The organism is Marinobacter sp. G11 (assembly GCF_021282325.1).
Taxonomy (GTDB): Bacteria; Pseudomonadota; Gammaproteobacteria; order Pseudomonadales; family Oleiphilaceae; genus Marinobacter; species Marinobacter vinifirmus.
Genome location: NZ_JAJSPB010000021.1, coordinates 50,112 through 64,978 on the forward strand (window position 1 = coordinate 50,112; position 14,867 = coordinate 64,978).

General features: G+C 56.1%; 12 protein-coding genes and 2 tRNA genes. 3 read left to right on the forward strand and 11 right to left on the reverse strand.

The window, feature by feature from the left end; all coding sequences use genetic code 11:
• Nucleotide 1 precedes the first annotated feature (1 nt).
• A complete protein-coding gene (gene pgl, locus LWH94_RS13445; RefSeq protein ID WP_232902550.1) occupies nucleotides 2–721 on the reverse strand; it encodes a 6-phosphogluconolactonase in 720 nt (239 codons plus the stop codon).
• A complete protein-coding gene (gene zwf, locus LWH94_RS13450) occupies nucleotides 708–2,180 on the reverse strand; it encodes a glucose-6-phosphate dehydrogenase (protein ID WP_058340075.1) in 1,473 nt (490 codons plus the stop codon). Before zwf ends, pgl begins: the two co-directional genes overlap by 14 nt.
• Before the next feature lie 181 nt (nucleotides 2,181–2,361).
• Between zwf and LWH94_RS13455 the strand changes: the two genes are divergently transcribed.
• Nucleotides 2,362–3,234, forward strand: coding sequence for a MurR/RpiR family transcriptional regulator (locus LWH94_RS13455; protein WP_232902551.1), 873 nt, complete (start codon nucleotides 2,362–2,364; stop codon nucleotides 3,232–3,234).
• 56 nt (nucleotides 3,235–3,290) lie between these two features.
• Here the strand turns inward: LWH94_RS13455 and LWH94_RS13460 are convergent, their stop codons facing one another.
• The 9 genes from LWH94_RS13460 to LWH94_RS13500 all read right to left on the reverse strand — a co-directional run bounded on the left by LWH94_RS13460 (nucleotide 3,291) and on the right by LWH94_RS13500 (nucleotide 12,315).
• Nucleotides 3,291–5,135, reverse strand: coding sequence for a SurA N-terminal domain-containing protein (locus LWH94_RS13460; protein ID WP_232902552.1), 1,845 nt, complete (start codon nucleotides 5,133–5,135; stop codon nucleotides 3,291–3,293).
• Nucleotides 5,136–5,293: 158 nt separating this feature from the next.
• Nucleotides 5,294–5,566, reverse strand: a complete 273-nt coding sequence (locus LWH94_RS13465; RefSeq protein ID WP_022988046.1) for an HU family DNA-binding protein — start codon at nucleotides 5,564–5,566, stop codon at nucleotides 5,294–5,296.
• A 235-nt stretch (nucleotides 5,567–5,801) separates the two neighbouring features.
• Complete coding sequence (lon, locus tag LWH94_RS13470) at nucleotides 5,802–8,219, reverse strand: endopeptidase La (protein WP_232902553.1); 2,418 nt, start codon at nucleotides 8,217–8,219, stop codon at nucleotides 5,802–5,804.
• Entirely contained in the window at nucleotides 8,216–8,383 is a 168-nt protein-coding gene (locus LWH94_RS13475; RefSeq protein ID WP_232902554.1) for a hypothetical protein, read from the reverse strand. The genes lon and LWH94_RS13475 overlap by 4 nt, the downstream gene beginning before the upstream one ends.
• Nucleotides 8,384–8,396: 13 nt before the next feature.
• Nucleotides 8,397–9,680, reverse strand: a complete 1,284-nt coding sequence (gene clpX, locus LWH94_RS13480; RefSeq protein WP_232902555.1) for an ATP-dependent Clp protease ATP-binding subunit ClpX — start codon at nucleotides 9,678–9,680, stop codon at nucleotides 8,397–8,399.
• 76 nt (nucleotides 9,681–9,756) lie between these two features.
• Nucleotides 9,757–10,392: an ATP-dependent Clp endopeptidase proteolytic subunit ClpP gene (gene clpP / locus LWH94_RS13485; RefSeq protein WP_022988050.1), complete on the reverse strand. Its 636-nt coding sequence runs from the start codon at nucleotides 10,390–10,392 to the stop codon at nucleotides 9,757–9,759.
• A gap of 174 nt (nucleotides 10,393–10,566) precedes the next feature.
• The gene (tig, locus tag LWH94_RS13490) at nucleotides 10,567–11,871 is read right to left on the reverse strand and encodes a trigger factor (RefSeq protein WP_232902556.1); all 1,305 of its coding nucleotides are present in this window, start codon (nucleotides 11,869–11,871) and stop codon (nucleotides 10,567–10,569) included.
• Nucleotides 11,872–12,088: 217 nt separating this feature from the next.
• A tRNA-Leu gene (locus tag LWH94_RS13495) sits at nucleotides 12,089–12,173 on the reverse strand.
• A gap of 66 nt (nucleotides 12,174–12,239) precedes the next feature.
• A tRNA-His gene (locus tag LWH94_RS13500) sits at nucleotides 12,240–12,315 on the reverse strand.
• A gap of 297 nt (nucleotides 12,316–12,612) precedes the next feature.
• On the opposite strand from LWH94_RS13500, the gene gmtY reads away from it, so the two are divergent.
• Both gmtY and LWH94_RS13510 read left to right on the forward strand, forming a co-directional pair.
• A complete protein-coding gene (gmtY, locus tag LWH94_RS13505) occupies nucleotides 12,613–14,115 on the forward strand; it encodes a gamma-mobile-trio recombinase GmtY (RefSeq protein WP_232902557.1) in 1,503 nt (500 codons plus the stop codon).
• Nucleotides 14,116–14,133: 18 nt separating this feature from the next.
• Entirely contained in the window at nucleotides 14,134–14,769 is a 636-nt protein-coding gene (locus LWH94_RS13510) for a hypothetical protein (RefSeq protein WP_232902558.1), read from the forward strand.
• Nucleotides 14,770–14,867: the final 98 nt, after the last annotated feature.

Below are 14,867 nucleotides of genomic sequence, written 5' to 3' on the forward strand. Positions count from 1 at the left end.
GTTACGGGCTCCAGTAAATTCGCAAGCCTGGCTTCAGAAAAGCACGGATTGGCATTTCCCGCCAGTCATCCGGGGCCTTCAGGGCCCGCTCCAGGGTTTCCAGCTTGTCCTCACCCCTGAGATGCAACGCCAGGAACCGGGCGCCCGCCAGCACCGGCCGGGTCAGGGTTACCCGGGTATGGGCCTGGGACGGCGGTGTCATCACGCACACCCGACCGGGCGCCTGAATAGACATTGCCTCCGGCAGCTGGGGCGCATCCGGGAACAGCGACGCCGTATGGCCATCGTTGCCCATGCCCAGAACCACCACATCCAGCGGCAACTTCAACTCGGCCAGCAGCTGCTCGATAGCAGGCAAGGCTTGCTCGGCGCTGCACAGCGGCTGCCGCAGGCTGAGAAAGCGTGCGTCCTTTGCCCTGCCCTGCAGCAGGTTCTGCCGCACCAGGGTCGTGTTGCTGGCGGGGTCCCCTTCCGGCACCCAGCGCTCGTCGGCCAGCAGCATCGTGACCCGGGCCCAGGCCAGCTCCTGCTGCGCCAGCGTTTGAAAGAAGGGCACCGGCGTAGAGCCACCGGACACCACCAGCGAAGCCCGTCCGCCCCGGCGGAGCCGGCCACGCAGGCTTTCCGCTACGTGTAACGCCAGCTGGCCCGCACATTCCTGCGTGGTCTCACTGAAAAATGCCTGCACCCCTTCGGGTAGCGGCAGGTCACACGTCTTCATACCAGCTCCTGCCATCCCGGGTGATCATGGCAATCGACGCCACCGGCCCCCAGGTGCCTGCGGCGTAGCGCTTCGGCGGTTCGCCGCTGTCGTGCCAGTTACGGATGATCTGGTCGACCCAGCGCCAGGCGTGCTCTACCTCATCGCGGCGGACAAACAGGTACTGGTTGCCCCGCATGATTTCCCACAGCAACCGCTCGTAAGCATCCGGAATTCGATCGGTATCAAAGGTTTCGGAGAACGTCAGCTCCAGTGGCCCCTGGCGCAACCGCATGCCCTTATCCAGCCCCTGGTCCTTGGTGAGGATCTTCAGGGCCATGCCCTCATCGGGCTGCAGCCGGATAATCAGCTTGTTGTTGGCCAGGTGCTTCTGGTCCGGATCGAAGATGTAATGGGGTGCCGGTTTGAAGTGGATGATGATCTGCGACATTTTCTCCGGAAGCCGCTTGCCGGTGCGAATATAGAAGGGCACGCCAGACCAGCGCCAGTTATCAATCTCGGCCTTCAGTGCAACAAAGGTCTCGGTTTCGCTGGCTTTATTGGCGCCCTCTTCGTCCAGGTAACCGGGCACCGGCTTGCCTTCACTGGTGCCGGAGGTGTACTGCCCGCGCACCACGTATTCCGCCATCATATCCGGGGTAATCCGTTTCAGCGCCTTCAGCACTTTTACCTTTTCGTCCCGGATACTGTCGGCAGACAGGTCCGATGGCGGGTCCATGGCAATCAGACACAGCAGCTGCAGCAGGTGGTTCTGGATCATGTCCCGGATCTGGCCGGCCTGGTCGAAATAACCCCAGCGGCCTTCAATGCCCATGCTTTCTGCCACCGTGATCTCCACGTGGGAGATATGGTTCTGGTCCCACTGGGAAGCGAACAGGTTGTTGGCAAACCGCAAGGCAATCAGGTTCTGGACCGTTTCCTTACCCAGGTAATGATCAATCCGGAACAGCTGGCTTTCCCGATAAACTTCAGCCAGTTCGTCATTGATCACTTTCGAAGATTCCAGGTCGTGGCCGATGGGTTTCTCCACCACCACCCGGGTACGTTCGGTACAGCAACCACCGGCCCTCAGATTCCGGGCAATCACGCCATACATGGATGGCGGCGTGGCCATATAGACAATTAACTGGTTACCGGGATGGCGCCAGTCGTTGAGCACCAGGAAACCGTCGGTATCGGTGAAATCCAGCTCCAGGTATTCCACACGGCTGACGAATCCCTGCGCTACGGTGGCGTCGAACTCCGGCTCCGGAATCTGCTCTTCCAGCCTGGCCAACAGCGCTTTGCGCAGGGCTGCGGTGTCTGTGTCGCGCCGGGCAATGGCCAGCACCCGGCTGTCCGACGCCAGCAATCCGGCCCGGTCAAGCTGATACAGCGCCGGGAACAGCTTGCGCTGGGCCAGGTCTCCCGAGGCTCCGAACAGCATCAGATCGCAGGCACACACAGGTTGATCCACCATCAGCGTCTCCTTCGCCCGGCGTACCGCAAGGCCGGATTTTTCGTAACTTTAGCCAAATAATGGCACTGTCCCGGGGCCAAGCCAAGGGCACTTCCGATATATGACATATTTACTACCCTTTTGTTTCCCCGCAGCAGGTATAATGACGTCTTACCACCAGAACAGAAGGGAGTATAGCTGCATGGCGGACAACCCGGGACGCAGAGACGACAACCTGCTTGAGCAGATCCAGAATCGCCTGGAATCGCTGAATAAATCCGAGCGCAAGGTTGCCGAGGCCATTCTCAAAGACCCGAGTGCGGCAACCCGTTACTCCATCGCTGCCCTTGCCCGCGCAGCGGATGTGAGCGAGCCGACGGTCAACCGGTTCTGCCGCGGATTCTCCGCAACCGGCTTTCCGGACTTCAAAATCCGGCTGGCCCAGAGCATTGCCACCGGCACCCCCTACGTGGGCCAGGATATAGAGCCGGATGACAGCCCGGCGGAGTATGGCGAAAAAATCATGCTCAGCACCATCGCCAACCTGGACAAGGCAAGGCAGGCGCTGGACCCACAGGCCATTGCCACAGTGGTGGATTACCTGATCCAGGCCAAGCAGATTGCCTTTTTCGGCATGGGCGGTTCGGCCTCGGTCGCCCTGGATGCCCAACACAAGTTTTTCCGCTTCAACATCCCGGTAACCTCTTACGACGACGCCCTGATGCAACGCATGGTGGCCGCCGGTTCCGGGGTTGGCGACGCCATCGTGCTGATCTCCTTTACCGGCCGTACCCGGGAAACCGTGGAGATTGCCCACCTGGCCAGGGCCAATGGCGCCACGGTTATCGGCATTACCAATCCGGAGTCGCCGCTGGCGGAAGCCTGCACCGCGGTTGTGGGTGTCACTGCACCGGAAGATACCGAGGTCTACATGCCCATGTCTTCCCGGATTATTCACCTGACGGTCATCGATATCCTGGCTACCGGAGTCACCCTCAAGCGCGGCCCGGATTTCCTGGATCACCTGAAAAAGATCAAGGAAAGCCTGAAGGCTACCCGCTTCCCCCAGAGCTGATCCTCGGATACGAAAAAGGGTGCCCGAGGGCACCCTTTAAAGTCTGAAGCCTGACCTTAATTCCGCTCGACTTCTGCGGTGTTTCTCAGGTACTGCTGATAGGCCTGGTACTCACGCTGCCCCTCAAGCTGTGCCAGGAACTGCTGCAGCTGGCGGTACTCAGGATTATCATCCTGAACCTCACCCGGGTTAACCGCGCTCAGCACGATCACCGCAGCCTCGCTACCACCCAGCGCCTTGCCGACAACCGGCTGCTCGCCTTCAGGATGCGGCAGGGAGAACACAGCCTGGGCAATGAACGGATCCAGTCCTGCCACGTTACGGCCCTCGCCTTCAAAACCCTGCCACTGGTCAGCCATCGGCTGCTCACCAGCTTCTACCGCAGCCACCAGCTCGGCCGCACGGTCATCCAGGGCCTTGCGGGTTGCACGGCTGGTCAGCAGGTCACGAACCTGGCCTTCAACATCCGCCAACTCCAGCTGGCGCGGCTCCTGATACTCGCGAACCCGGGCCACCACCGCACGATTATTTTCAACATCGATCAGTTCGGTGTTGTAGCCGCCAGTCAGCACGTCGTCAGAGAACAGCTGGCGAACCAGTCCGGCGTGGTCAAACGGCCCCGGGCCGCCGTCGCGGGTTACACCAGAGACTTCCTGAACGTCCAGCCCCAGTTCGGAGGCCGGGCCCGCCAGGTCATCCGCGGCATAGGCAGCATCAGCCAGCTGGGACCGCACTTCAGCGAAACGCTCGGTTGCCCGGGCACGGGCCAGCTCGTCACGCAGTTCGGATTCCAGCTCTGCAAATGCCGGCACATCAGCACGGCGCACTTCTACAAGGCGAATCAGGTGCACACCAAAGCTGGTTTCCACCGGGCCGGAGGTTTCACCTTCTTCCAGTGCAAACAGCGCTTGCTCGAAAGCTTCGTCATAAACACCACGACCGGCAAAGCCCAGGTCGCCACCCTCACGGGCGGAAACGGTATCAACCGAAAACTCTTCCGCCAGCGCAGCAAAGGATTCACCCTCTTCCAGACGCTGCTGGATGGTTGCCATGGTTTGCTCTGCCTCGGCACCCGCTTCAATCAGGATGTGGGCGGCACGACGCTCTTCACGGGCAAAGTCTTCGGCCCGCTCATCATAGTAGCCACGCACTTCCTCGTCGGAGATTTCGATAGCACTTGCCAGGGCATCCAGCGACAGGGTGATGTAGGCGGCGGAAACCTGTTCCGGTTTACGGAACTGGTCTTTGTTGTCTTCGTAGTATGCCTCGATGTCTGCATCCGATACCGACACCTGGTCGGCTACCGTATCGGCATCAATCGTCAGTACGCGGAAGTCCCGGGTCTGGTTCTGGATAGCCAGCAGTTGTTCCGCCTGGGCGGGAACCGCAAGGCCAGTCTGGGCAATCGCCGCACGGATCTGGTTAACCACGTAGTTCTTGCGCAGGCTTTCACGGAATTCCGCAACACCCATACCCAGGTTACGCACAGTGGCCACAAAGCGGTCGCGGTTGAACTGGCCATCCACCTGGAACTGGGGCATCTGGGTAATCAGGGAATCGATGTCGGCATCGGAAAGTTCGAGGCCCTGGTTGGCAGCGTCCTGGGTGAGCACGGCTTCCTGGATCAAAGCCTCCAGAACATCTCGGCGAACCTGGTCTTCATCCACCAGTGACGGATCCGGGTTTTCCATCTGCATGAGGCGTTGCTGGGTTTCCAGCTGAACGGTGCGCAGGAACTCCCGTTCGGTAATGTCGTTGCCGTTAACGGTGGCCACTTCCGGTTCACCGGTGAAGCCGCCGATGATCGCGTCCATCCCCCAGATCGACAAGGAAATGATCAAAAGGCCGATAATAACCTTTGCGATGGTGCCCTGGGCATTATCCCGAATATCTTGAAGCATGTTATTCCTGAATCCCTGTTCAAGGTCGTGCGGATGTTTTGTTGGCGAGAAGCTGTTCTGGCAGCCCCTTCTTAACGCAAAAAGGCGCACCCTTTACGGAATGCGCCTCGAGTTCCTGCGGCAGCTCCCGCGTGCGAAAGCCGCCAAAGAAAGAACCGTTACTTAACGGCGTCTTTCAGGGCCTTACCTGCTTTGAAGCCAGGTACTTTAGAGGCCGCGATCTTGATTTCAGCGCCGGTCTGCGGGTTGCGGCCGGTACGGGCTGCACGCTCTTTCACAGAGAAGGTACCGAAACCGATCAGGGTAACCTGGTCGCCTTTCTTCAGAGCACCGGTGATGGAGCTGGTCATTGCATCCAGCGCACGGCCAGCTGCTGCTTTGGAAATATCTGCGGATTCTGCAATTGCGTCGATCAGTTCGGACTTGTTCACACTAAACCCCTTCGATTTCAGGTTGAAGATGTTATAGGTCGGATTTTTTAGCGGACTTTTCCGACTATCGCATAAGCAGTCGGAGAATTCCATTCTTCTGTTTTTTTATTCCTTGCGGTGTTTCACCGGTGATCGGAATAGGCACATACTGCGCGGGAGCCCTTGGTATTGGCTGCTTCACGGCGAAACAGTTATACCAATGGGCTCTCTGACGTGTCAACAACTCATCCCGTCATTAATGAGTATTTATGCGCTCAGTAACATCACTGGCATCTTCTTTTGCTTTCGAAGACGCCGCTTTGCCAGGGGCATTTTCGGCAGACGGATCCGGTGCGTATTCCAGAGCAATATCCAGCACCTCGTCAATCCACTTCACCGGACGAATCTCCAGCGACCCCTTGATGTTATCCGGTATCTCCTTGAGATCACGGACATTTTCATCAGGAATCAGGACAGTCTTGATGCCACCACGGTGGGCTGCCAGCAACTTTTCCTTGAGCCCGCCGATCGGCAGTACCCTGCCCCGCAATGTGATTTCACCGGTCATGGCCACATCGGCCCGCACAGGAATCCGGGTCAGTGCAGAAACCAGTGCGGTGCACATGCCGATACCGGCGCTCGGGCCGTCTTTCGGGGTCGCACCTTCCGGAACGTGGATGTGCAGATCGTGCTTTTCATGGAAATCATCAGCGATTCCGAGCCCTGCTGCACGACTGCGAACCACGGTGAGCGCGGTCTGTATAGACTCCTGCATCACATCGCCCAGAGAACCGGTTTTCACCACGCGGCCCTTACCCGGGGTCAGGGCACATTCGATGGTCAGCAGTTCGCCGCCCACCTGGGTCCAGGCCAGGCCCGTCACCTGGCCAACCTGGTTGTTCTCCTCGGCCAGGCCGTACTTGAACTTCTTCACGCCGGAATAATCTTCCAGCATGTCCGGCGTCAGGGTAATAGAGGCGTTATCACTGCTCTCTACGTGCTCACGCACCACCTTACGGCAGATCTTGGCAATCTCCCGCTCTAGGCCACGCACACCGGCTTCCCGGGTGTAGTAGCGGATCAGGTCGCGCAGGGTCTCTTCCGGCAGCTTGAGTTCGTCCTTACGCAGGCCATTGGCCTTGATCTGCTTGGGCAGCAGGTAACGCAGCGCAATGTTGACCTTCTCGTCCTCGGTGTAACCCGGAATCCGGATGATCTCCATACGGTCCAGCAACGCCGGCGGAATATCCATGGAGTTAGAGGTACACACGAACATCACATCGGAAAGGTCGTAATCCACCTCCAGGTAATGGTCGTTGAAGGTGTGGTTCTGTTCCGGGTCCAGCACCTCAAGCAGGGCCGACGCCGGGTCACCCCGATGGTCCATACCCATCTTGTCGATTTCATCGAACAGGAACAGCGGGTTCTTCACCTCTACCTTGGCAAGCTTCTGCAACAGCTTGCCCGGCAAGGCGCCGATATAGGTTTTGCGGTGACCGCGGATTTCCGCTTCGTCACGCACGCCACCCAGGGCCATGCGGGTGTATTTCCGGTTGGTAGCCTTGGCAATGGACTGCCCCAGCGAGGTCTTGCCCACACCGGGAGGCCCTACCAGGCACAATACCGGCCCTTTGACCTTCTTCACCCGGCTTTGCACCGCCAGGTACTCAAGGATGCGCTTCTTGACTTCATCCAGGCCGTAGTGGTCCCGGTCGAGAATCTCGCGCGCTTTTTCCAGGTCGTGGCGAACGCGGCTGCGCTTTTTCCAAGGCACCGCCAGCATCCAGTCAATGTAGCCCCGCACTACCGTGGCTTCGGCAGACATGGGCGACATCATCTTCAGCTTGTTCAGCTCCGCTTCGGTCTTCTTGCGGGCTTCTTCCGGCAGGCCGGCCTGCTCGAGCTTCTGCTCCAGCTCTTCAAAATCGTTGTTACCCTCACCCAGATTGCCCATCTCTTTCTGGATGGCCTTCATCTGTTCGTTCAGGTAATACTCCCGCTGGCTGCGCTCCATCTGCTTCTTCACGCGGCCACGGATGCGTTTTTCAACCTCGATCAGGTCGATCTCGCCGTCCAGCTTGCCCAGCAGCAGGTCTACCCGCTTGCGTACATCCAGGGCTTCCAGCAGTTCCTGCTTCTCCGGAATGCGCATATCCAGGTGCGCGGCCATGGTGTCTACCAGGCGCTCCAGCTCATTGATGCCGGTGAGTGCATTGGATACTTCCGAAGGCACTTTCTTGGACAGTTTTACGAACTTCTCGAATTCGCCCATCAGGGTCTTGGTGAGAACGTCTTCTTCGCGCTCGGGCAAAGACTCCTCATCCATCAGAACAGCCTGACCGGTCAGGAAGTCGGCTTCTTCAATGCCGGTAATGCTGGCCCGGGCATTACCTTCAACCAGCACTTTAACGGTGCCGTCCGGTAACCGGAGCATCTGCAGCACAGTAGCCAGCGTGCCCATGTCGAACACATCTTTCGGGCCCGGCTCGTCGGTAGAAGCGTCTTTCTGGGCGACCAGAAGGATTTCCTTGCTGCCCTCCATCGCGGCTTCCAGGGCCTGGATGGATTTTTCTCGGCCCACAAACAGTGGCACCACCATGTGCGGAAATACCACCACATCCCGCAGCGGGAGCAGCGGATATTCTTGCACGGTTTCTTCAGGTATACGGGTCATAGGGAATCCTCTGACAGCGTTTCTTTCAGCATATTACCCATCATTGGGGCGCAGACAAAAATTGCAATCTTTTTACGAAAGGAAAGCACGGGCGGGATGATGCGGTTTTGTGCAAGCAGGCCAATGAAAAAGGGGCGTTGCCGCCCCTCTTTCTGATGCACCATGACGGTCCGGAAATCAGTCTTCCGGTACTGCCTTGGCGTGATCGCTGCTGGCGTAGATCTTGAAGGGCTCGGAATCGCCCTTGATCACGCTTTCATCAATCACCACCTTGGACACATCGTGCTCGGATGGAATCTGGTACATGGTATCCAGCAGGGTGGCCTCCATAATGGAGCGCAGGCCCCGGGCACCGGTCTTGCGCTCCATGGCCTTTCTGGCCACCGCGCGCAGGGCGTCTTCCCGGAAATCCAGCTCTACACCTTCCATATCGAACAGCTTCTGGTACTGCTTGGTCAGTGCGTTCTTGGGCTCGGTCAGAATCTGCACCAGGGCCTCTTCGTCCAGCTCGGTCAGGGTTGCCACCACCGGCAAACGACCGACGAACTCCGGAATCAGACCAAATTTCACAAGGTCTTCGGTTTCCACATCACGGATGATGTCGCCGGTGTTCTTGCTGTCGTCCGGGCTCTTCACCGTAGCGGAGAAACCGATGGAGCTGCGCTCGGAACGTTCCTGAACCACCTTTTCCAGGCCAGCGAACGCACCACCACAGATAAACAGCATGTTGGTGGTATCAACCTGCAGGAACTCCTGCTGCGGATGCTTGCGGCCACCCTGAGGCGGAACCGATGCTACCGTACCTTCGATCAGCTTGAGCAGTGCCTGCTGAACACCCTCGCCGGAAACATCCCGGGTAATGGAGGGGTTGTCAGACTTGCGGGAAATCTTGTCGATTTCATCGATGTACACAATGCCGCGCTGGGCCTTGTCGACATCGTAGTCGCACTTCTGCAGCAGTTTCTGGATGATGTTTTCAACATCCTCACCCACATAACCGGCTTCGGTCAGCGTGGTGGCATCGGCAATGGTAAACGGCACGTTCAGCATGCGGGCCAGGGTTTCAGCCAGCAGGGTCTTACCGCTACCGGTCGGCCCGATCAGCAGGATGTTACTCTTGCCCAGCTCAACGTCGCTCTTGCCTTCACCATAACGCAGACGCTTGTAGTGGTTGTATACCGCTACAGACAGAACCACCTTGGCGCGATCCTGGCCGATCACATATTCGTTCAGGGTCTCCCGGATTTCCGCAGGAGTGGGCAGCCGGTCGCTGGCCTCTTCCTGGGCATTTTCCTGGATTTCTTCCCGAATAATGTCGTTACACAGGTCTACACACTCGTCGCAGATGAACACCGAGGGCCCTGCAATGAGCTTACGGACTTCATGCTGGCTCTTTCCACAAAACGAGCAGTACAGCAACTTGCCGTTATCGTCGCCTCTGCCGTTTCTTTCATCTGCCATTGAAATACCTCTGTTCTTCGTTGGTCGGCGCCATCAGACAGTACGCCGACCAGGGATGATGCGATGACTTTCAGTATTAGTTATTCGATACGCGCTTATCAAGTACTGTATCGATCAACCCGTACTCCTTCGCCTGGACCGGGTCCATGAAATTATCACGGTCGGTATCACGGGCGATGGTATCCAGATCCTGGCCGGTATGGTGGGCCAGAATGGAGTTCAGGGTATGGCGAATCTTCAGGATCTCGCGGGTGTGGATCTCGATATCCGTTGCCTGGCCCTGATATCCGCCCAGCGGCTGGTGGATCATCACGCGGGAATTGGGCAGGCAGGCACGCTTGCCCTTGGCACCACCGGCAAGCAGGAAAGCACCCATGCTGGCCGCCTGGCCAATACACAGGGTAGAAACGTCCGGCTTGATGAACTGCATGGTGTCGTAGATAGACATACCCGCAGTTACGGAGCCACCTGGGCTGTTGATGTACAGGTGGATATCTTTGTCCGGGTTTTCGGATTCCAGGAATAGCAGCTGGGCAACCACAAGGTTCGCCATGTGATCTTCAACCGGGCCAACCAGGAAAATCACCCGCTCCTTGAGCAGACGTGAATAAATGTCGAAGGAACGCTCTCCACGTGCCGTCTGTTCAATTACCATCGGCACCAGACCGGCGCTGGTTATCATTGTAGGGCCATCAAACGGTTTCTGCGTCATGTGCGCCTGAACTCCTTATGGACAATGGGCATGGACTCCTGCGGAGGATATCCTGAATCGGCGATCAGGACACCCCTGAATACTTATACTCTGCCAGCAGTAAGCCCAGATGAAAACAGCCGGACACGCCGGCTGTTTCCAGAAAGCGGCACCGGGCACCAGGCCCGGGCCTGATCAGCGCTGCTGCTGACCAGCGGCTACCGCTTCTTCGTACTTCATTTTCTTCTCGCTCACCTTGGCCTGGGCCAGGACGTGGTCAACCACGGCATCTTCCAGTACAGAAGACTCAACCTGGGCCTTCTGGTCCGGGTTGCTGCTGAAGTGGGCGATAACTTCGTCCGGCTGCTCGTAGGTAGAAGCGATTTCCTGGATCTTCTCTTCAACCTTGGCATCATCGGCTTTCAGGTCGTTCTTCTTGACCACTTCCTGGAACAGCAGGCCGGTCTTCACGCGGCGCTTGGCCTGGTCTTCGAAGATTTCCTTCGGCAGCTGCTGGAAGTCAACCTGGCCACCGAAACGCTGAACAGCGTCCTGGCGCAGACGGTCGATTTCCTGGTCTACCAGGGCAGACGGAATGTCCAGCTCGGTGGTCGCCAGCAGGCCTTCAACAACGTCGTTCTTGACCTTGTTGGAAACCGCCTGCTTGAGCTCGCGCTCCATGTTCTTCTTCACTTCCTCACGGAAGGCCGCTTCGTCTTCGGCTTCGATACCGAACTTCTGGAAGAACTCTTCGTTCAGTTCAGGCAGCTGCGGCTCTTCAACCTTGTGAATGGTGATAGCGAACTTGGCAGGCTTACCGGCCAGGTCTTCGTTGTGGTAATCCGCAGGGAATTCCACGTCGATTTCCAGCTCTTCGCCGGCCTTACCACCAACAATGCCCTTCTCGAAGCCCGGAATCATCTGGCCGGAGCCCAGGGTCAGGCGATGGCCTTCAGCGGAGCCGCCTTCAAACTCTTCACCGTCGATGGAGCCTTTGAAGTCGATGGTCACAACGTCCTTGTTCTTGGACTTGCGCTTCACTTCCTTCATGGTGGCCTGCTGACGACGCAGGTTATCGATCATGGTATCGATGTCTTTGTCAGCCACTTCAGACACGGGCTTCTCGACTTCAACCTTGCTCAGGTCGCCCAGTTCGATTTCCGGCAGCACTTCGAAGATAGCCACGAACTCGAGGTCTTTGCCCTCTTCCATGGTCTTCGGCTCGAACCGCGGCCAGCCAGCCGGGTTAACGTCCTGCTCCTGCAGTGCCTTGATGTAGTTGTCGCGCATAACCTCGCCAACGATTTCCTGGCGGATGCTGTCACCGAAACGACGCTTGACCACGCTCATGGGCACCTTGCCGGGGCGGAAACCGTTCAGGCGAACAGTACGGGCAGTTTCCTGCAGGCGTTTCTGGACCGCCTGGTCGATTTCCTGGGCGGGCACACCAATCGTCATGCGACGCTCGATGTTGGAGGTCGTTTCAACAGACACTTGCATGGAAGATCCTCAAATTACAGATTCTGTATGTGAATGAAAATTAAAACAAAATCCCTAATGAAGCGGTTCACCTCAAAGGGACGCAAAATTAAAAGCCGGTAGTTTATCACGGTTTACCCTGCCGAGAGAATCACCCGACACGACGGAATAACGGTTTGAGACCAGTACCACAACCGGACTGGACAAAAGGTGGGGACAAATCAGAAAAAAGAAAGGGTGGTGCGAGAGGAGAGACTTGAACTCTCACGGGTTGCCCCGCTGGAACCTAAATCCAGTGCGTCTACCAATTCCGCCACTCTCGCATATCCGCCGCAGCACCGATCCCGGAACGGGAAGGTCAGAACCGCGGAAACAAACAAGGGGAAAAGTGGGGTGGACGAAGGGGTTCGAACCCTCGACCGCAGGAGTCACAATCCTGAGCTCTACCAACTGAGCTACGTCCACCACATCAGGGAGGTACCTTACGGTACGCATCTGCTTACTTCAACTTTGCTGGTTCGGCGAGTCCGGTGCCAACCTGCTTCGAGCAGTATGGCGCGCCCGGCAGGACTCGAACCTGCGACCATCCGCTTAGAAGGCGGATGCTCAAGATACCCCCTCCAAAAACTTACCGAGAGTTACCGAGTCAGCGAAGTATGAGTGCCATTATATAGTCGATGGACTGAATTGCAACCCCAAAGTGAAAATTGGCGATAATGTAAAAACCATCTATAATAAACTTACCACTTTTAGGGATTCGCCATGCTTAACAAGAAAATATCTACGACGCCTCAGCATCACGCAGTGTTTCTTCAGAAACAAGCGCATGATCGCGAAACCAAGATTCCCGTCTTATACCTGCAAGTGGATGGCCAAGCCAGGCCGGTAACTGCCCTAATAGATTATTTCAACGCCCACCCTTTAAAGGGGGATAGCTGGCGCAAGAACACAGCACGGTCACTCGGACTTTTCTGGGACTACTGCCAAGCTACGAGTGGCAACGAATCAATTTGGCGATCAAAGAACCCTCACAGAACAGCCTTTCGGTCATTTGCTCATGCCCTTCTTGTAGGAACATTGTCGATAGATGACGATTCAGATTCGACGGGATTGTATTGGCCGCCTACTTCTCAAAGGGTTGTACGAAACCTTGTTTCAGCGCTCCAAAATTTCATTGATTGGTGCGTTGATCACGATTTGGCGATGCCTTCCATAACCAAGAAGAATCTTCGCCCTTCTTCCCCTGATGAATCGATTGGCTTTCTAGCTACTACTATTCGGCAGGCCGAAAAGGAAAAAAGTCGATCTCTGCTTGGTCATCTCAAAAATACTAGAGAAATCGCAGAAAGGATCGCGGAAAGGGAGAGAAGGAAGATCGTGGATCTCGGTCAAGAAATAGCACCGCCTTCTGAAGAACGGGAAGCCATCGATTTTCCTGAACACCTCATTGAGCCACTTCTTTCACACGGGTTCCTTCTGAGCCGCGACCCTCGCCTTCCTGCTTTTGAGCAGGAAGACGTCACAGCGAAGATGATCACTTTGTTGATGCTATTTGGCGGAGCAAGAATTTCCGAACCGTTTCACCTGTGGTTCAACGACGTCATTCCGGATTCCAATCAAGGTTGCAAAGTTTTTCTCAGACATCCCTCAGAAGCAGTCACCTTTTTATCTGGTGAGGGGCAAAAAACACGCGCCACCTATTTGAGGGAGCGTGGCTTGAGGCCTAGAAACACGAATGGGGTTAAAAAATCCTACCATGCTGGGTGGAAAAATCTGGCAGTAGATAAGAGCCTCAGCGCTCCTGTGTACTTTATCCATGAAAGTGCTGAGTATCAATTCCGGGCAATGTACCTTTATTACCTGCGTTATCGCGATTATTTGATAAAACAACGCAGGGCCGAGGGGAAACCTGACCACCCCTTCTTGTTCGTGTCTCACGGCAACGGCGTTGCGGGAGAGCCCTATTCAATTTCTGCATACAACGCGGCTTTGGAACGGGCATATGGACGGCTGGAAAAAACCCTCAATATCTCAATCCCCATTGGTAAAGAGCATGGAACAACTCCTCACGGCTTTCGTCATCGATTTGGTCGGATGCTTGAAGATGCTGGAATGAATGTGAAGTTGATTCAGAAAGCGATGAGGCATCGAAGCCCCCTCAGTCAACAGGTTTATACCACCCCAACCGCTGCAAGAATAGAATCAGAGTTAGAAAAAGCCCGCAATAAAGTGTCAGACAGCTACTCGTTAGAAAAAAGCTCTTAAACTTAAGGACGTTGCATTATGGATGTAAAAACTAATCCGTCTCAGCTTTCGAATGAAGAGCTTTGCAATTTGGTCATCTCTTTTTACGATTCAGGCGAGCCTGAATTCTCTCGGGAATTGAGATCTAGAGTTGATAAAGCCGAGATCGAGACTCCAATCGCAGGGCTTCTTGAGAGCTTTTCACAGGTCGCCAATGCCAATGTACGAAAGTCCATGTATCAGAAAGCCATGGAATCTTCTCTTGGAAAATCTGTAATTGAAACGGCTGAGAGTCACAGGGATTTTTACAAAAAATCAAAGTCAGAAAACGCTCGAAGTAATATCAGAAAATCATCCGCAATGCTAGCTGATCTCATCGGCATAGCCTACGGTATAGCGAGCCTTGACGATCTGAATATAGATTTATGGACCGTGATTACAGAGTCGCTGAAAGATGATTCCGGCAAACACCTTCCTGTGCTAAGCAATCATTGGGCCGTTGGTTTGAGGAAAGTCGGCCTGGCCCTTGATCTGCACCATGGCAGAAAAGAATTCTCACAACGCGCAAAATCGGCACGAACCTTCGGAGTTCTGATCGCTGATCACGGGACAACCTCTCTACCCAATCCGGATTTCAACGAATGGCTGCGTATTCCAGACCAAGGTTGCCACTGATTCCAGACGAAGCCTGCCACCCATTCCACGCGAAAGCTGCCACTGATTCCACGGCAAAGCTGCCACCCTGGCAGGCTGCCTGATTCCCCCATCAAAAC

Coding starts and splice junctions, on each gene's coding strand:
- clpX (WP_232902555.1), bottom strand. CDS start 9,680: ATGGCAGATGAAAGAAACGGCAGAGGCGACGATAACGGCAAGTTGCTG.
- LWH94_RS13455 (WP_232902551.1), top strand. CDS start 2,362: ATGGCGGACAACCCGGGACGCAGAGACGACAACCTGCTTGAGCAGATC.
- clpP (WP_022988050.1), bottom strand. CDS start 10,392: ATGACGCAGAAACCGTTTGATGGCCCTACAATGATAACCAGCGCCGGT.
- pgl (WP_232902550.1), bottom strand. CDS start 721: ATGAAGACGTGTGACCTGCCGCTACCCGAAGGGGTGCAGGCATTTTTC.
- LWH94_RS13475 (WP_232902554.1), bottom strand. CDS start 8,383: ATGGTGCATCAGAAAGAGGGGCGGCAACGCCCCTTTTTCATTGGCCTG.
- LWH94_RS13460 (WP_232902552.1), bottom strand. CDS start 5,135: ATGCTTCAAGATATTCGGGATAATGCCCAGGGCACCATCGCAAAGGTT.
- LWH94_RS13510 (WP_232902558.1), top strand. CDS start 14,134: ATGGATGTAAAAACTAATCCGTCTCAGCTTTCGAATGAAGAGCTTTGC.
- zwf (WP_058340075.1), bottom strand. CDS start 2,180: ATGGTGGATCAACCTGTGTGTGCCTGCGATCTGATGCTGTTCGGAGCC.
- lon (WP_232902553.1), bottom strand. CDS start 8,219: ATGACCCGTATACCTGAAGAAACCGTGCAAGAATATCCGCTGCTCCCG.
- tig (WP_232902556.1), bottom strand. CDS start 11,871: ATGCAAGTGTCTGTTGAAACGACCTCCAACATCGAGCGTCGCATGACG.
- gmtY (WP_232902557.1), top strand. CDS start 12,613: ATGCTTAACAAGAAAATATCTACGACGCCTCAGCATCACGCAGTGTTT.